The following is an 18619-nucleotide window of genomic DNA, read 5'->3' on the forward strand; positions in this document are numbered from 1 at the left end:
TTTGCGCTTACACAACCACCTAAAACACTTAAAAATAATAAATTACAAAAAAGGCAGGTTTAAAACCTGCCTTTTTTTATTGTTTAATAAACTTTATATTTTTTGTTTCTGTACCGGTACTGAGCTTAATAAAGTATAAGCCTGGCTGGAGTTTTTGTACATCTACACTACCTTGTGGCTTATTTTGTTCAATGCACAGTTTACCGTTTACATCAAACACCTGTACAGTTTCCGGCTGCCCGTTATTTTGTAAAGTGAAATAAAGCCTGTCTGTAACCGGATTAGGGTATATTGAAAACTGAGTATCACTAAAATTTTTAGCACTCTTCGCTTCCACCTCAATGTTATCAGGCAAGTGTTTTTTCACTTTATCAAAACACATATCAATACTTACATCGGGCTGAACACTAAAATCAACAGACAGGGCTACAGGATCAATATCTTTAAATCCTTCCGGAGCAATTACCTCTACACTTACATCGAGTGTGGTGTAGTAATACAAAGGATAGAAACTATAATAGCCAAGACTGTCTGTATAGGTTGTAAATTGAGTTTCTCCGTTTACTGTGAGTACTACCTCTGCGCCCTCAAGTAGAGAATCACATTCTTTATCTTTATCACTGTCATAACTAACAACACCGTCTATACCGTTATAAAGTATAAAACTATAAGGACCTGACCATATACTTTTATTGGTTTCAGAACATATAGCCCTTACATAATATTTGTAGTTTCCTGCAGCGAGACCAGTAACTGTATAATTATTTTCGTTTACCTCAACACCAGCACCTGTTGGCATTTCATTTTGTGCAAGGAATTCCACTTCCCATACTGACTCATTACCACCTGTCCAGTTTAAGGTAACCGAGTTAGGCACAGTAACAGATGCATCAAGATTTGTAGGCTGCTTACAGTAATTCTCTACAAAAGACACATTATCTATTAACCATCTGTCTCCTAAATCAGCTTCCATTACAAAAGCAACATAAACCTGTTGGCCAATAAACTCAAGTGGTATAGGAACATAAATCTCATTATACATCTGTTGAGCAGGGTTAATTTCATATTCACTCCACTCTTTAAGAGCTGTATACGATTCAAGGTTAGCAGAATCTGAATCAGTACTAATCATAAGCCTGAAAACACCTCCCTGGTCTCCATTTAACCCTAATCTGGAATAAAAATGAATTGCCGGGCTATCTCCAGTGACAGTAATATAAGGTGTTACAAGCCAGTCTTGAGCAGGGCCATATACATTAGGTACATTTTCGCGATCTATATAAGCAGCGTAACTTCCTTCATAAGGAGGGGTAAAAGGGTTTTCTTCAATAGTTTGTTGCCAAAATTTTATGGGCCCCACTCCATTGTCATATATACTCCAGCCATCCGGAGGAAAAACTGCGCCTTCAAAGCCTTCAACAGAAGTTTGCGCAAAACATCCCAGCGTTCCCGCCAGGAATAAGGTAAGGATTTTTTTCATTACTGTGGTTTTTAATTGGTTTGAGGGATAAAAATACATTTTTAAACAATCAAAAACACCTCTTTTACTTTACATTTTTTTTAATATTTGCTGTCCTGTATTTTTTTGTAAACTTGTAAAATGAGCAGAACACTTGTAATTGGCGACATACATGGTGCTTTTAAGGCACTACAACAAATACTGAAAAGAGCAGCCGTAACCCGAAATGACCTCCTAATTTTTTTAGGAGATTATGTTGACGGATGGGGACAGTCTCCAGAGGTTATCGATTTCCTGATACAACTTAAACAGGAGTACCAATGTATATTTATGCGCGGTAATCATGATGACCTGCTTACAGACTGGCTTAAAACAGGCAACCATACCGAACAGTGGTTTATGCATGGTGGCAGGGTTACAACCCAGTCTTATATTAAAGTTAGTGATGATCAAAAAGAACAGCATATTGACTTTATGGAAAGCCTGCAAAACTACCATCTTGATGAAGATAACCGATTGTTTGTACATGCCGGATTTACCAACCTTAACGGTGTGCAAAACGAATACTTCAGCAAAATGTTCTATTGGGAAAGAACCCTTTGGGAAACGGCTTTAGCTCTGGACGAAACCATACCTAAAAACGACCCTTCTTACCCAAAACGCTTTACCTTATACAAGGAAGTGTTTATTGGGCATACTCCCGTTACCCGAATAGGTGAAACCGTCCCCATAAACAAAGCCAATGTTTGGAACGTAGATACCGGAGCAGCATTTAAAGGTCCTTTAACCATTATGGATGCCAATACTAAAGAATACTGGCAAAGTGACCCCGTACATTTACTATACCCAAATGAAAACGGACGCAACTAGTCACAATGACTTATAAATAACAAAAGACGGCACATGGCCGTCTTTTTTGCATCAGGAGCTTTTTTCAGATTTCTTTTTCTTCTCCTTCTTTTTGTCTGATTTATTTTTATCAGACTTCTTCTCGAGGTCTTTTTTGTCTTTAACCCTTTTAATGTGTCCGTCCATATCATCCATGAAATAGTTGTTAAAACATAGTTTCTTGGCATCAGTATAATACTGTATAGCCGTAGCATACATCTCATATTTTTCATAGAGTAAACCTTTAAGGTAAATTAAAGAAGCCTCATCTATACCCGGTACTTTCATCCCAATATCAATAATGGTTTCTGCCTCTTTAAATCGTTTAAGGTTTATTAAAAGACCTGCAAACTGGCTGTAAACAGGAGTATAGTCCCTATCAAGATATAATGTCATCCTGTAATAGTATTCGGCCTGTTTAAAATCTTTAAGCTGCTCTTCATAAATACGCCCCATAAGGCAATGCGCACCCGCGTGCTCATCATCTCCGGCAATTACATATTGCAGCTTTTCTATACATTCTTCCACATTATAAGGGTAATTGTCCAATGCCTGGATATACATCACCTCATAGGTACTAATTCCCATTGTTATTTTTTTATGGCTGCAATAGCAGCCGTTATTTGATTATCCTTTGTCCATTCGGACGATTTTTGGCGTAAACATCCCAACCACGTCTATCAGGTCGGTTTGATATGCCATTACTCTATTGATGTCCTTATAAGCCATAGGCGCTTCGTCCATACCGGCTCCTATAAGTGTAACACCATGATTTTTAAGCACTTTTTTAAGATCACTCCTTGTAAGTGACCTTTTTGCTTCTGCACGCGATAAAACCCTACCTGCACCATGTGATGCCGAGTTTAATGACTGTTCATTACCTTTGCCCTTCACGATATAGCCCGGTGCTGTCATGGAACCCGGTATAATACCCAGCACATTTTTTTGTGCAGGGGTTGCTCCCTTTCTGTGCACAATAAGTTCCTGCCCGTCTATAACTTCCTTCCAGGCAAAATTGTGATGGTTTTCTACCATGGCAAGAGGCCTTGCGCCAAGCTCCTTTGCTATCCTTTTATGGATATCTTGATGGCATGCCGATGCATAATCTCCTGCAAGGTTCATGGCTAGCCAGTATTCCTGCCCATCGTGAGTATTTAAATCCAGCCACGCCAAATGCTGCGCCTCTCTAGGAAGCGGGGTTTGCTTAGTTGCCAGGTAAGTATAGTTCTTGGCAATATTAGCACCAAGGCCTCTGGACCCACTATGTGAAAGCACTCCTATGTACTGACCTGGTGGAACCTTAAGCACGTCATCCTGAGTGGTAACCTCAATTATACCAAACTCCACAAAGTGATTTCCACCACCCGATGAGCCCAATTGTTTATAAGCCTTATCTTTAAGTCTTTTCACAAAAGGTATATCCCTGAATTCAGTACGTTCAAAAATCTCATGATCATTAGGTTTATAATGCACCTCATTCATCCCGAAGCGTGTTTGCTTTTCAAGGATATTTACATACTTGTCCTTATGCCCCTCTATAAATGAAGGGTTAATATCATATATACTAAGACACATACGGCAACCTATATCTACCCCAACACCATAAGGTATTACAGCATTTTCGGTTGCAAGAACCCCGCCTATCGGCAGTCCGTAACCGTGATGACCGTCGGGCATAAGTGCCCCTGCTTTTGCCACAGGTAATTTAAGGGCAGCATACAACTGGTCTTTAGCACTCTTTTGTATTTCCTCTTCACCAAAAATGGTAAATGGTGCACGTGTGGCATTAAGGTGCCTAAACTCGGTTTTCTTAACATCGGTAAGTGCTTCGGCTATTTTACCAAAAACACCATCCTGTTTATAATTTTCAGGCGCAAGGAGTACTTCCTTAAGCATTTTAAGTACTTTTTCTTTAGGTTCCCGCTTGTAATGTTTAAGCATAGCCTCCATGGCAATACTTATCGATTTGTTTTGTGGATATCCTATAGCTATGAGGTCTTTGCCTCTTAATTTTAATTTTCCCATAATTTTAAATTTTACACTTTGCCAGTATTAATGCATCTGGCTGCATTTTGCTACAAGCCATAGGATTTTTATAATAGCTATTATTATATAACCTATTTGCCTGTCTTCTGCTTGGTTATTAAAACCTGCATTTTGGAAAGGCTCATAACGCTGACCCTGCCTTTGTGGTAACTGAACCACACGTTCCTGAGCACGTGGTAGCGGCTGAGGTATAGGTTCAGGTTCTGGCATATAACAATCATATTGAAGTGAAAGACCCTCCTGTTGAGCCCATTTTACAATAACATCATGAGCCTCCTGACTTATCATATCATTGTATTTTGCCTTAGCCTGAATTACCTCTTTCTCGTCAGGAAGCACCTCAATAGTAGCAAGTGTTTCATAAAACTCATCACCTTTTGTAAACTTCCTTAAAGAGAAAATCGCACTCTCACCTACAGAACACTGATACACATAATCGGCCACACAGTGCTCCATTTCCTCACCTTCATCATACAATGCCTCAGAGCTTGTAAGCTGAGTGATAACAAAACGGGTTTCATCTTCTTCCATACAAAAGTTACCCATATCGGCAGGCTTCCATTTATTGTTGCTTTCGGCTGCTTTCTTTTTAAGCATGTCCCTATGCCAGCCCAAAGCCTGTACATACAAAACATCCCAGGTTCTGCCTTTCATGGTAAAGGCATCATTTTCAGCTTTCATATAAAACAGATAATCAATGGTTATCTGGAATAAATCCAGCCTTATATCGCCTTCGGCAACAGCAAAGAATTTTACCAATTCTGTACGGAATGCCTCGCTATCAAAGCCTTCAGATAAAGCAGACCATGCAATAAGTTCGGCACGTTCGTTAGTTGCACCAAAACCCAAAGCCTGAGCCATTCTTATAGCCCGAGGTATGGTTAATGCCCTTTTAATATTCCTGAACTCGTGGGCCATCCTTTTGGTAAACTCTACCGGGAAGCCGCTAAGCTTCTGTACACTATCACCCCTGCCTAACTGTATATACCACAACATGTGTACTTTATTTTCACCGCCAAAGGCGTTTTCCATAAACTGAGGCACATCATAATTGGTAAAACAGTGTTTTATGAAAGACCTTAACTGATCTTCGGCCACAAAGCTTTCTTTTTTCCATGAATCAACACTCCTAACCATCATTTTACCAAAGGCACTCATGTTAGCTAAAACCTCAATAAAATCAGGACTCTTTAACAAGGTGTAGCAACCTTCACTATATAAATGAAGTAATACACTCCTAAAAGTTTCTCTTTTCCAGGTATGATTAACAGCGCTCATTGTTGAGAAATGATAGCAAATAACACTTTCTATAGTGTTTTCTTTCTCTAAAATTTGCTGTGGCTGTTTGAAAGCTCTGTTCACAAGAGCTACAAAACCTGTACCCCTTAATTCTGCTGATGCCATAGCCATTGTAGTTTGTGTTTCCATAGTTTACTGCTTTGCGGCAGCACTGCTCTAGGTGATGCCTGTTTTTCTGATTCTGATCATTTATCGATTTTTAATTTTATGCTTAAAAAAAAGCCCGGTCCTTAACAAGAACCGGGCTTATACCTACAAAAAAGGCACTATTCCTCCTTTCAGGAATTATCCGGTTCATAAAATACAGTGTCCTCCCATAGGTTTTGGGTACTGTGAAATAGTATGTTTACATTACTTTTTTTCATTGCATAAAAAAACCCGGAGCTTTTCAGTTCCGGGTTACTTATATATTAGAAATTTTGTGACTATCTAAAAATATTGTGCGCAATAAAACCCGGCACTGCATGAAGGTAATTTCCTCCAAGCTCAAGTTGATATGTAGATTTTATTAAACGCATTTTTACTTCTGTTTTAACTGTTAATTTTATTTTGTGGTGCAAATGTAAAGTATTTTCTTAATAAACAAAACTGTCGCCGTAATTTAAATTTAGAATAAATAACTTATTTACAATAACATACATTAAAACTGCCTCAAAACACCCTCGCTATTCATTTTTTTTGTAAAAAACGATTGTTATAATTTGGTTAAAAGCATACCTAAAAAATCCACCTCGTTAACATTCTTTGTAAATTAGTGGTAAACTCTTGTTATCCACCAATGAACATAACCGAAATATATAACCATGTACGTAAGCGCACCGAGGAAATATGTAGTGTGCTGAACACTGAAGATTATGTCCCGCAACCCGTAAATTTTGTGAGTCCGCCCAAATGGCATCTGGCGCACAGCAGTTGGTTTTTTGAAGAATTTCTGCTTAAAAAATACTTGCCGGACTATAAAATTTATGACGATGACTTTTGTTTTCTATTCAACAGTTATTACAATACGGTAGGGAACCGCACTTTTAGAGCCGAAAGAGGCCATATAACACGTCCTACGGTTGCACAGGTATATGATTACCGAAATTATATAGATATACACATGCAGCTGCTCCTGCAGCTTAAGGATCCACAAGTACACGAACTCTTGGAACTGGGCATAAATCACGAACAACAACATCAGGAACTGTTACTAACCGATATTAAATACATTTTGGGATGCAACCCTATTTTCCCCGTGTATGACGTGAACATTGATTGGGAAAACCAGCAAAATTCTGATTCCGGATTTTTTGCCTTTCCTGAGGGTGTATATGAAGTAGGTCATAACGGAGACGGATTCAGTTTTGATAATGAACACGGCAGGCATAAGGTATATCTTGAAGAGTTTGAAATATCGCAAAACCTTATAACCAATCTCGAATACCTCGAATTTATTGAAGCAGGTGGTTACAGTAATTTTAATTACTGGCTGGATGAGGGCTGGGCATGGATAAACGAAAATGAAGTTAAGGCTCCGCTATACTGGCACAAAATAGATGGCGAATGGCACATGTTTACTATGGCCGGAATCCAAAAAATAAACCCCGAAGCCTTAGTAACCCATATCAGTTTTTACGAGGCAGCCGCTTTTGCCGAATGGAAAGGCATGAGACTACCTACCGAATTTGAATGGGAAGCAGCCTCGTTTAAGTTGGACTGGGGAAAGCGCTGGGAATGGACTAACAGTGCCTACCTGGCCTACCCTAACTTTAAAAAAGCAAAAGGCGCCATAGGCGAATACAACGGCAAATTCATGATTAACCAAATGGTTTTGCGAGGGGCATCATGTGCTACTGCAAAACACCATAGCCGATCTACCTACAGGAATTTCTTTCATCCTAACGAACGCTGGCAGTTTACCGGAATACGTTTGGCAAAAAAATAATAAAATGAACACAACTGCACCTACCCCCTTTGCAGAAGACATACTGCACGGACTAAAATCGGATGAAAAACACATCCCGTCCAAATATTTTTATGATGATAATGGCAGCCGCATTTTTATGCAAATCATGAAAATGCCCGAATATTACCCCACAGACTGTGAGTTTGAGATACTCACAGGCCAGTCTGGCAATATACTGGACAGCCTTAATTTTAACGAGCCGTTTAACATAGTAGAATTTGGATCGGGCGACGGAATGAAAACCCGCCAGATGCTAAAGGCTTTTTTAGACCGTAAAGCTGATTTTACCTATATCCCTATTGATATATCACAGGAGGCCCTTAATGCTCTTGAAAAGAATATCAAAACGGCACTACCTGATGTAAAGATGAAACCCAAAACAGGGGATTATTTTGACGTGCTTAAAAGTATGGCCGACACCAAAGTACCAAACCTTTTCCTGTTTATGGGCGGTAACATAGGCAATTATCATTTAGATGAGGCAAAAGACCTGCTTAATAAGTTTAACGACGGAATGAAAAAAGGCGATATGCTGCTTTTAGGAATGGACCTCCGTAAAAATCCGCAAGTAATACAAAAGGCTTATGATGATCCTCACGGTATAACCAAGGCCTTTAACATGAACCTCCTTAAAAGGATAAACAGCGAACTGGATGCTGATGCCAACCTGGATCAGTTTGATTTTTACAGCTTTTACAATCCCGAAAACGGAGAGGTACATACTTACCTTATCAGCCTGAAAAAACAACAGATTCACAGTAATGTGCTGGATACTGATTTCAGCTTTGAGAAAGACGAACTGATATGGACCGAACTTTCCAAAAAATTCAGTTTAGAAGAAATAAACAGATTAGCCAAATCAACCGGATTTCAGGTAGTAAGAAACTTTATGGACTGCAGGCATTATTTTACCGACTCCCTTTGGGTTAAGTAAAGCCTAGTCATTAGCACTTACAAAAGTGCCTTTGTTGCTTACAACACTATTACCCCATTGTGTGATAGCGTCTAATACGGGTATAAATGTTTTGCCAAAATCAGTTAGGCTATATACAACCTTTATAGGTGGTTTTTTACCATATACCTTTCTGGAAATAAAACCGTCCTTTTCGAGTTGTTTCAGTTGCAGGCTAAGTGTCATTTCAGTTACGGCAGGCATTTCTTTCCTTAATTCGCTGTATCTTTTCTCAGCGTCTTTGAGATGATAAAGTATAACCGTTTTCCATTTCCCTCCTACTAAATCCATGGTAAGACTCACTGTACATGGATATTTTTTTCCGTTGAGAAGAACATGATCTCCAATGCATTCCTTTTTCATACTTCATTGATTTTTAACCTATCGAAGTTGATAGTTATTGCAAATCTATACTACTAAAAATAATTTTGCAACTATAATTTTTATAGTATAAAAAATGGCATTAATTATTTTAGCACACCCTAACATCAAAAACTCTGTAGCCAATAAAACCGTTATTGAGGAATTACAGAAAAATAATACGGATATTGAGGTAAGGGACATATACGAATTGTACCCCGATTTTAAAATTGATCCCAAAGCCGAACAGCAAGCTTTACTGAAACACAAAACCATAGTATTTCAATACCCGTTTTACTGGTATAATATGCCCGCTATACTGAAGCACTGGTTTGATGTGGTATATGAATATCAGTTTGCTTTTGGATCAAAAGGCAATAAATTAGAGGGGAAAAACTTTTTATCCAGTTTTACCATCGGCGGAGCCAAAAAAGAGTACAAAACTTTTGGCGAGCATAATTTCAGGATTCATGAGTTTTGTAAGAATCTGGAACAAACGGCCTATAAAAGCAAAATGACTTACATAGACCCCATTTACTTTTATGAAACTTCACTAACCGCAGGTTTCAGTAGTGATGATATTACAGTAAAAGCCAAAAATCACGCCCGAAAATTACTTGCCATTTTAAATGATTTGGCTTAAACAAAAATTAAAAAAGGCTGCCAACAGGCAGCCTTCTTAACACATAACACTTAAACAGTTTAATTAACTATAAATCAAATCGGATTCCTTGTGCCAATGGCAGTTCAGATCCGTAATTTATGGTGTTGGTCTGTCTTCTCATATAAGCTTTCCATGCATCAGATCCACTTTCGCGTCCGCCTCCGGTTTCTTTTTCACCACCAAAAGCACCACCAATCTCTGCACCCGATGTACCAATGTTTACATTGGCAATACCACAGTCAGATCCTGCATGTGAAAGGAATAACTCCATCTCTCTCATATTACTTGTAAAGATGGAAGACGATAATCCCTGAGGAACATCGTTTTGCATAGCAATAGCCTCTTCCAAATCATTGTATTTCATTACATACAATATTGGAGCAAAGGTTTCGTGCTGTACAATTTCAAAGCTGTTTTTAGCTTCAATGATACAAGGCTTAACATAGCATCCGCTTTCATAACCTTCACCTTGCATAACGCCGCCTTCTACAATAATATTACCGCCTTCCTGTTTTGCTTTTTCAATAGCATCAAGGTAGTTTTGTACCGAATCTTTATCGATAAGCGGTCCTACGTGATTATTGTTGTCTAACGGGTTACCTATTTTTAACTGACCATAAGCACTTTTTAGTACCTCAATAGTCTTATCATAGACACTTTCGTGAACTATTAGTCTTCTGGTTGTAGTACAACGCTGTCCTGCAGTACCTACAGCACCAAATACAGCACCTACAAGTACCATATTTATATCGGCATGTTCAGATACTATAATAGCATTGTTACCACCTAATTCAAGAATGGTATTACCAAAACGCTCGGCAACGGTTTTAGATACGTGACGCCCTACATGTGTAGAACCTGTAAACGATACCAGTGGTAAACGCTTATCGGTATTCATACGATCACCGTTATCTCTACCGTTTATAAGGCAGCTAACACCTTCCGGTATGTTGTTTCTTTCTAAAACTGTTTTTATGATGTTTTGGCATGCTATACCACATAACGGAGTTTTTTCACTTGGTTTCCAAACACAAACGTCTCCACAAACCCATGCAAGCATAGCGTTCCAGCTCCATACCGCTACCGGGAAGTTAAATGCAGATATAATACCTACAACCCCTACCGGATGGTACTGCTCATACATGCGGTGCATTGGTCTTTCACTGTGCATTGTAAGTCCGTAAAGCTGGCGTGATAAACCTACTGCAAAGTCACAAATATCTATCATCTCCTGTACTTCACCTAAACCTTCCTGAAGGCTTTTACCCATTTCATAAGAAACAAGTTGCCCCAGTGGTTCTTTGTACTTGCGTAGTTCTTCACCCATTTGACGTACAATCTCACCTCTTTTTGGTGCCGGTACAAGCCTCCATGATTTAAAAGCTTCCTGAGCTTTAGTCACAGCCGCTTCATAATCCTCTTGAGTAGATGCTTTTACCTTAGCAATAAGGGTACCGTCTACCGGAGAGTATGATTCTATAATTTCTCCGTTAGCAAAGCTGTTGCTTCCTGTAGAAGTACCTTCGTTTATTTCCTGTATGCCCAGCTTAGAAAGGGCTTCCTGAATACCAAACTGATCAGTAAGTGTTGCCATTTTTTAACTTTTATGCTTTTAATTGTTATATTTTACAAATATATGCCTTTTTTAATTTTAACCATTAAAAGAGGGGTTTTGTTTATAAAATAATAATACTCAGCCCTCAAAATAAGATTAAAACAAATTTTTCTTCCTGAAAGCAAGCACTCCCGCAAAAAATTAATTTTAGCAAATGCCTTTAGCTATAACAAATCAACAACCTGTTAAATGCTATTTTTTAGCTACAAACCTAGGGTCAGCTTCCATTACCGTCCCGCACTTATTACAGGTACGCATTTCCTCACTGTTATAAAAATGCTCAAAATGCGGTAAAAAGTCTTTTTCTATATCGTGCAGTTCAAAATACACCTCATGCAGTTTGTGGTTGCAGTTTTCACAAAACCATAAAAGGCCGTCGGTAAAACCTCTTCCTGCACGCACTCTTTCAATCACAAGCCCTATAGACCCTTCACTCCTAACCGGTGAATGTGGCATTTTTGCCGGGTGCAGATACATATCCCCCGCGTTAAGTTTCATTTCCTTGCGCTTCCCGTCTTCCTGAACTATAACTTTAATACTTCCTTCAAGCTGATAGAACAGTTCTTCGGTCTCATTGTAATGATAATCCTTTCGGGCATTAGGCCCGGCAACTATCATTACGATGTAGTCGTCCGACAACGGATAGATGTTTTTATTTCCTACCGGGGGTTTTAAAAGATGACGGTTTTCTTCAATCCACTTATTAAGGTTAAAGGGTTTCATGGTTGCCATGATAAGGAATTTAAAATTTTACACTAAGGTACGGAAAATAGAGGCTGGAGACACTTATTTTTTTATCTCCCTGATAAGATAAACATATACCGGAAAATGATCACTGTAACCTACCTGGCCATCCCACGTCCTGAATGGATACCCCTTGTACTTACCGGATTTTTGGGTGATATAAGTTTTATTGTAAACTCCGGCTTTCCAGAATTGCAGTGTATTGAAATCGTCATGAATTATGGGTTCAGAAAGTACTATCTGGTCAAAAATATCCCAGTTGTCCCTATAAGCTACAGATCCTATTCCGCTACGCGCCAGTTCTCCCATTGGGTTATACAGTTCCAAAGGTTTAACATGTTCCTTCCTGTCCTTAGCGGCAAGCTCCTTACGTACGCTATTATTATATGGGCCATCATTAAAGTCACCCATAGTAACAATTTTAGCCTTAGGGTTTATGTTGAATAATGAATCTACTATTTTACGATTCAGTTCACCGGCAGCATCCCTGTAAGGACGTGTTTTCTTTTCGCCTCCTCCCCTTGATGGCCAGTGGCTCACTATAAAACTAAACTCTTCCCCTTCCAAAAGCCCCGTGACCAGCAACTGGCTACGGGTAAAATACTTCCTGTATTTTGTATCTGTTATAGTATCAGGAACATTTTTAGCAATCCTGCCTTTCTCGTCAATAGTAAATACCAGTGGTATACTTTTATAACTTTCGGGTCTAAACTTTTTTTTGTCATACAACAAGGCTACATCAATCCCCCTTCTGTCGGGCGAATCAAAATGAATAATACCATAATTCATTTTTACCAGTTTCGAGTTTTGCACCAAATCTTCCAACACCTGTCTGTTTTCAACTTCTGCAAGGCCAATTATACTTGGCGGGTCGGGGTTAGCATCAGATCCTATATCTGCAAGAACCTCTGCAATATTATCCAACTTATGTTGATATTTTCTCGAATTCCAAAAGTATTCGCCGGAAGGCAAAAACTGCTCATCATTTGTTTTGGGATTATTTATGGTATCAAAAAGGTTTTCGGTATTGTAAAAGGCTATGGTATGTACCATAAAAGTCCTGTCCTGTGCCGAAAGGCAGGAAAACAGTAATAATAGCAGTATGCTTATCGTAATTTTTTTCCTCACAAGTAAATTTTAAAACAAGCTTCCACCCAAAGTTAAAATTTTATTCTAAAAAATATATATTTACCGTTTTAAGAAAATATTTATCAATCACCTTACCTTCATGAAAAAACTAATATTTAGTTTTTTACTGCTTATATACACCTCCGCTTGTATTGCACAGCAAAGTGCAATGGTACAATGTAAAGTAATAGATATGCAAAGCGGCTATCCTATGGAAAGCGCTATTGCCACACTACAAAGCACTAATCAGACAGCCATTACCAATTCTGAAGGGATACTGGCAATAGAAGTTCCAACCGGAAAACAAACACTAACAGTAAGTAGTAACGGATATGTCTCCCAAACTTTTAATCTTACAGTTATCCCCGAAAGGAACCTAGACCTGGGAATTGTCCTTTTAGAACTTGACCTCACTGCCGATCAGCAACTGAACCTTATAACCCTTACCGAAAATGACCTTAACGAGAGTATTGTAACCGACAATACATCCGGACTGCTTCAGGCTTCAAAAGATGCTTTGCAACAGGCGGCGGCCTACAGCTGGTCTCAGGCACGATACAAAACCCGCGGACTGGACAGCCGGTATGCCACAACAATGATAAATGGTGTAATGATGAACAAAATAAGCGATGGCAGACCACAATGGAATAACTGGAGCGGACTTAACGATGCTACCCGCAATCAGGAATTCAATTTGGGCACTACCCCGTCTGACTATAGTTTTGGAGGACTACTGGGAACACAGGAAATAAACACCCGTGCATCACAGTTCAGGAAAGGAACAAGGGTATCATTTACCGCGACAAACACTTCCTACAACTGTAGAAGCATGGCGACCTACGCTTCGGGCATGAACAAAAAAGGTTTCGGATATGTACTATCAGCATCACACCGCTGGGCGGAAGAAGCTAATTTTGACGGTACCGACTACGGAGGCAATTCGCTTTTTGTAAGTATGGAGAAAAAGTTTAATGACAACCACAGTGTAAATTTTACAGGTATCTATGCACAAAGCAGCCGTGGTAAAAACTCGGCAAACACTCAGGAGGTAACCAATCTTATGGGTAAAAAATACAATTCTTACTGGGGGTATCAGGACGGTAAAAAAAGAAACAGCCGTGATATTGATATTGCCGAACCTATTTTCATTTTAAGCCATTACTATAAAATCAATACCCGTAATACCCTGCAGTCTAACATTGCCTATCAGTTTGGTAAAATAGGTAATAGCAGGATTGATTTTCAAAACGTACCAAACCCTGATCCTTCCTATTACCGAAACCTACCCAGTTACTACACTTCTCAGTATGAAAATAATCCGGCTCTAGTCCCTGATAGCGCTTACCAGCCAGGAGGTATTGGAGGTATTAACATTGGTAACAGTCCCGAAAATACATTATTGGCACAACAGGCTTTGGGCAGCTTTACAGCAAAGCCGCAAATAAACTGGAACAATATGTATTTGGCCAATACCCGTGCGGTAACAGATGTAAACAATATGGAAACAGGCCGTGAACCATCGGTAAGCAAATATGTTTTGTATGAAGACCGTAATGACGACAATACACTTTCCATAAACTCAACATTACAGTCGCAACTGTCACCAGATATTGTTTTTAACGGAGGTATTTCGTTTAAACATTTAAAATCCCATAACTATAAAAAACTACTGGACTTACTGGGCGGTAGCCATTATAATGATATCAGTCCGTTTTTTAGTGGGAGTCAGGCGCAGTCAGACCTAAACAATCCTAACAGAACAGTAGGTGTTAACGACACCTATGGTTATAATTACAATTTATTTGCCAGTCAATTAGATGTGTTTACGCAGTTCAGGTTTACCTATCGTAAAACCGATTTGTATCTGTCACAAAGCTATTCCCGTTCTGATTATCAAAGAGAAGGATTATACCGAAACGGAATTTATGCCAACTCTTCACTCGGTAAAAGCAACAGGGTAAATTTTGATAACTTCGGCTTTAAGGGTGGTCTGCTTTACAAAATAACCGGGCGTGTGCTCTTTGCACTAAACGGAATGTACATGACAAAAGCACCTGCCCTACGCAATACCTTCCCTAATGCACGCTTAAACAACAGTGTTGTTCAGGGTATAGAGAGTGAAAACATAGCCTCGATTGATGCGAGCTATATAATCCGTGTCCCGAAGTTTAAAGTACGCCTTAGTGCTTTTTATACACTGATTAATAACGCTACCGAAACTTCTTTCTTTTTTGCCGAAGGAGTCTACCAAGGAGAGAATACCGAAACCAATGCTTTTATTGCCGAAACCGTTACAGGGATTAACAAAAAGCTTATGGGCACAGAGGTTAGCACCGAATACAACTTCAATACCATGTTCAAAGTACTGTTTAGTATGGCATACGGGCAGTACACTTATAACAGTAACCCTACGGTTTATATTAATAACGATGCTTTTGCTTCACTACAGCAGGAGGTTAATACTCCGGGTAGTATTACCGGACCAACAACAAGTTTTGGAACTTCTAAACTTAAAGATTATAAACTGCCGGGAATGCCACAGCAGGCGCTATCTCTTGGTTTTGAATACCGTGACCCAAAATACTGGTGGGCTGGGATAAATGCCAATTACCTTACGGGGAGTTATCTGGACATATCAGCACTGCTGCGTACTGATAACTTTTTAAAGAATCCGCAGGATGTAAACAGCTTTCCTTTTCCCGAAGCGACACAAAGTCGCACCCGTGAACTTTTGAAACAGGAACAGTTTGACAATATATTTCTGCTTAATGCCGTGGGCGGAAAATCATGGCGGGTTAAAAAGAAAACCTACTTAGGCTTTTTTGCCAGTATCAATAATATATTCAACAGCATATACAAAACCGGAGGTTACGAACAGGCCAGAAATGCCAATTACAGGCAGCTAAATCAGGATGTTTCCAGTGGAACACCTTCCTTTGGCCCCAAGTATTTTTATAGCTACGGCCGCACTTTTTACCTAAATATCTATTACAACTTCTAAGCATGAAAAAATATATCGCGCTATTGCTCTGCATTACAATAACAGCCTGTATCAACGACGATGATTACAGTGTACCTAACCTGGAATGTACCGAAACCTCTTTGGTAAAAACAATCGGAGTACAGGATATTAATGCTACAGAAAACATACAGGAATATACCGATGATGATGTAATTGAAGCCTATGTGACTTCAAGCGATGCCTCAGGAAATTTCTATAAAACACTTTCATTACAAACCGAAAACGGTGATTTCGGGTTTAGTGTTTTGGTTAATGCTACTTCTACATTTATTAATTATGAGCCGGGGCGAAAAGTACTCATCAAACTTAAAGGTACGTATAACCGAATTTACAATAGCTCACTGCAAATAGGCGAGCTATCTGTTCACAATGGTTTTGCTACCCTTACCGGATTTTCTCCCACTGAATATACCAATATACTTAATCGCTCGTGTACTGTAATAAGCGAAGAAAACATCGTTCAGCATACTTCATTAACACAACTGCAAAATGACAGCTACCTGCATCGTCTTGTAGAAATAGACAATGTACAGTTTACCGATGATGCTGTAGGGCTTCCTTTTTATGATTCAGCCAACGATATTGGCGGAGGCACCAACAACCTGCTAACCGATGAAAACGGAAACACTCTTATTTTTAGAACGAGTAGTTTTGCCTCTTTTGCAGGAAATAACATCCCTCATGAAAGCGGAAAAATAAAGGGCATCCTAACCAAATATGGGGACACCTACCAGTTTATGATTCGTACACCGGAAGACATACAACTTACCGAAGAACGGTTTTAAATAAAAAAGGCTGCTATATGCAGCCTTCTATTTTAATTTTCGATTCCCAGAAATTTAAACGGTTTACTATCCTTAAAGTCTTTTACAGCATTACCGGCATAGGTCTCCCCTCCGGCAACGGTAAGTTTTTTTACTTTACCCTTTTCAGAGAAATCTACATCCTTGAAATCAACCCAAAAAACGTTTGGGGTGAGTACCGACTCGTAGTAGTACACTAAATTCTTATGGTCTGAGACCGTTCTCCAGCGTGTAGAGGAGATATTCGGCTGATTTGGGGTAGATATACCATAAGGCACAGAACAGTTCCTTATAACACTAAAAATGCTTGCTACAGCTACACGGGTATTATCTGTTTTAGGAACGGCATCGGCATAAAAAGAAGCCCTCACAAAACGATCGGCAGCCCTGTTAGTTCCCGGCAGCATAACAGTACCCCCTATCTCACTCCAGTATTCGTTTAAAGCCAGTTGTTTATCAAATACAGGCGAATTAGTCATTACCGTATAGGAACCATCGTGATGAACAACCAGTTTCCCGTTTATGTACTCAAAAATAGCACTGTCACCCTTAGCATCCGATATTGAAAGATGTAGAGTTGCCTTACGCCCCTGTCCCGGCACATTATCTGTTACCACAACAAACTCTTCTTTAGACAGGCCTTCTACCGCTTCACTCACTGTAGCATAGTTATCCAGTACATACTGTACCCATACCGATATGGCAAGCCCTGGTTTTTTATGATCCCATTCAGGATATTCCGACTCCACAAGCCAAAGCAGGTTAGCCACCAGTCCCTTCTCGTTCATACCATCGGTACTACAAATTTCGTAGGCACTGGCAATAACACTACCGTATTTTGACTTCCAGCTTACGGTGTTCTTACCTGTTTCACCTGTTCTTTGCATCCCTTTTGGAAAAATCCACAGGTTTGTCATTATATCCTCGCTCCAGTCCATAGACCTTGCTGTGAGATATAAATCATTTTTCCCTTTGTACACTACGCGTGTACAGGCAAATAAATTATAAATACTACCTGTAAAAAACAGCAATAGCACATAGCCCAATAAAGATATTTTCTTAGTCATAATTAGTTGGTTTAATCAGTTACTTTAAATTTAAACAAAAAAACGTAACCTATTACAAACCAAAATACTTATATAAAAAACGAACAGCCTGTACCAAAAGGCACAGGCTGTTCACTATATAATTATGATGAAATATTATTTCTTCACGATAATAAACTCAGATCGTCTGTTTTGAGCATGTTGCTCTTCGGTGCAGTTCTCCTTGCAGTCAACAAGTGGTTCGCTCTCACCATATCCCTGTCCGGAGATACGCTCCTTAGCGATACCTTTTGAGATGACATACTGAACTGTAGCCTTAGCCCTTTTGTTAGATAGGTTCATGTTGTACTGTGCACTACCTCGGTTATCCGTGTGCGCCTTAACCATGATTACCATATCCTTATCGTTATTCATTGCCTCAACTAACTTATCAAGTTCAAAAGCAGCCTCTTTGGTGATGTTGCTCTTATCAAACTCAAAGAAAATGTCGTTAAGGGTAATAACTGTTGTAACTATCTCCTCAATAGGTTTCAGGTCAGCCATAACATTAACCTCTCCGCCATGGGTTTTGGCAATCGGGAAAGTGTTCTGCTCGTACTTCGGCATGCTTGCCTGTATGGTGTAAGCCCTGTCACAGTCAATACT

General features: G+C 39.3%; 16 protein-coding genes. 6 read left to right on the forward strand and 10 right to left on the reverse strand.

The window, feature by feature from the left end; translation table 11 throughout:
* Positions 1-76 precede the first annotated feature (76 nt).
* On the reverse strand, positions 77-1480 hold the full coding sequence (locus tag ABS768_RS12115) for a choice-of-anchor J domain-containing protein (RefSeq protein WP_408075222.1): 1404 nt from the start codon (positions 1478-1480) through the stop codon (positions 77-79).
* A 120-nt stretch (positions 1481-1600) separates the two neighbouring features.
* On the opposite strand from ABS768_RS12115, the gene ABS768_RS12120 reads away from it, so the two are divergent.
* A complete protein-coding gene (locus ABS768_RS12120; RefSeq protein ID WP_408075223.1) occupies positions 1601-2329 on the forward strand; it encodes a metallophosphoesterase family protein in 729 nt (242 codons plus the stop codon).
* Between the two features lie 51 nt (positions 2330-2380).
* On the opposite strand, the gene ABS768_RS12125 is transcribed toward ABS768_RS12120, so the two are convergent.
* The 3 genes from ABS768_RS12125 to ABS768_RS12135 are packed head-to-tail and all read right to left on the reverse strand — an operon-like array spanning position 2381 to position 5821.
* Positions 2381-2935 (reverse strand): tetratricopeptide repeat protein, encoded by a 555-nt coding sequence (locus ABS768_RS12125; protein WP_408075224.1) that lies wholly within the window; start codon positions 2933-2935, stop codon positions 2381-2383.
* Between the two features lie 39 nt (positions 2936-2974).
* The gene (locus ABS768_RS12130; RefSeq protein WP_408075225.1) at positions 2975-4372 is read right to left on the reverse strand and encodes an RtcB family protein; all 1398 of its coding nucleotides are present in this window, start codon (positions 4370-4372) and stop codon (positions 2975-2977) included.
* Between the two features lie 27 nt (positions 4373-4399).
* Positions 4400-5821, reverse strand: coding sequence for a PcfJ domain-containing protein (locus tag ABS768_RS12135; RefSeq protein WP_408075226.1), 1422 nt, complete (start codon positions 5819-5821; stop codon positions 4400-4402).
* A 649-nt stretch (positions 5822-6470) separates the two neighbouring features.
* Here ABS768_RS12135 and egtB point away from each other — a divergent pair.
* Both egtB and egtD read left to right on the forward strand, forming a co-directional pair.
* Positions 6471-7619: an ergothioneine biosynthesis protein EgtB gene (gene egtB / locus ABS768_RS12140; RefSeq protein WP_408075227.1), complete on the forward strand. Its 1149-nt coding sequence runs from the start codon at positions 6471-6473 to the stop codon at positions 7617-7619.
* A 4-nt stretch (positions 7620-7623) separates the two neighbouring features.
* Positions 7624-8574, forward strand: coding sequence for an L-histidine N(alpha)-methyltransferase (gene egtD, locus ABS768_RS12145; protein WP_408075228.1), 951 nt, complete (start codon positions 7624-7626; stop codon positions 8572-8574).
* Positions 8575-8577: 3 nt separating this feature from the next.
* On the opposite strand, the gene ABS768_RS12150 is transcribed toward egtD, so the two are convergent.
* Complete coding sequence (locus tag ABS768_RS12150) at positions 8578-8955, reverse strand: winged helix-turn-helix transcriptional regulator (protein ID WP_408075229.1); 378 nt, start codon at positions 8953-8955, stop codon at positions 8578-8580.
* 94 nt (positions 8956-9049) lie between these two features.
* Between ABS768_RS12150 and ABS768_RS12155 the strand changes: the two genes are divergently transcribed.
* Positions 9050-9595, forward strand: a complete 546-nt coding sequence (locus ABS768_RS12155) for an NAD(P)H-dependent oxidoreductase (protein ID WP_408075230.1) — start codon at positions 9050-9052, stop codon at positions 9593-9595.
* A gap of 67 nt (positions 9596-9662) precedes the next feature.
* Here the strand turns inward: ABS768_RS12155 and amaB are convergent, their stop codons facing one another.
* The 3 genes from amaB to ABS768_RS12170 form a co-directional block, all read right to left on the reverse strand.
* Complete coding sequence (gene amaB, locus ABS768_RS12160; RefSeq protein WP_408075231.1) at positions 9663-11210, reverse strand: L-piperidine-6-carboxylate dehydrogenase; 1548 nt, start codon at positions 11208-11210, stop codon at positions 9663-9665.
* A 213-nt stretch (positions 11211-11423) separates the two neighbouring features.
* Positions 11424-11963: a 3-hydroxyanthranilate 3,4-dioxygenase gene (locus ABS768_RS12165; RefSeq protein ID WP_408075232.1), complete on the reverse strand. Its 540-nt coding sequence runs from the start codon at positions 11961-11963 to the stop codon at positions 11424-11426.
* 54 nt (positions 11964-12017) lie between these two features.
* Entirely contained in the window at positions 12018-13103 is a 1086-nt protein-coding gene (locus ABS768_RS12170; RefSeq protein ID WP_408075233.1) for an endonuclease/exonuclease/phosphatase family protein, read from the reverse strand.
* 100 nt (positions 13104-13203) lie between these two features.
* Here ABS768_RS12170 and ABS768_RS12175 point away from each other — a divergent pair, with 100 nt between their 5' ends.
* The gene (locus ABS768_RS12175; RefSeq protein ID WP_408075234.1) at positions 13204-16104 is read left to right on the forward strand and encodes a carboxypeptidase-like regulatory domain-containing protein; all 2901 of its coding nucleotides are present in this window, start codon (positions 13204-13206) and stop codon (positions 16102-16104) included.
* Positions 16105-16106: 2 nt separating this feature from the next.
* Positions 16107-16910: a DUF5689 domain-containing protein gene (locus ABS768_RS12180; RefSeq protein ID WP_408075235.1), complete on the forward strand. Its 804-nt coding sequence runs from the start codon at positions 16107-16109 to the stop codon at positions 16908-16910.
* Between the two features lie 32 nt (positions 16911-16942).
* On the opposite strand, the gene ABS768_RS12185 is transcribed toward ABS768_RS12180, so the two are convergent.
* Positions 16943-17995: a linear amide C-N hydrolase gene (locus tag ABS768_RS12185; protein ID WP_408075236.1), complete on the reverse strand. Its 1053-nt coding sequence runs from the start codon at positions 17993-17995 to the stop codon at positions 16943-16945.
* 135 nt (positions 17996-18130) lie between these two features.
* On the reverse strand, positions 18131-18619 hold a 489-nt coding region (locus ABS768_RS12190; protein WP_408075237.1), incomplete at its 5' end, for an OmpA family protein.

Source organism: Flavobacterium rhizophilum (assembly GCF_046000485.1).
GTDB lineage: Bacteria > Bacteroidota > Bacteroidia > Flavobacteriales > Flavobacteriaceae > Flavobacterium > Flavobacterium rhizophilum.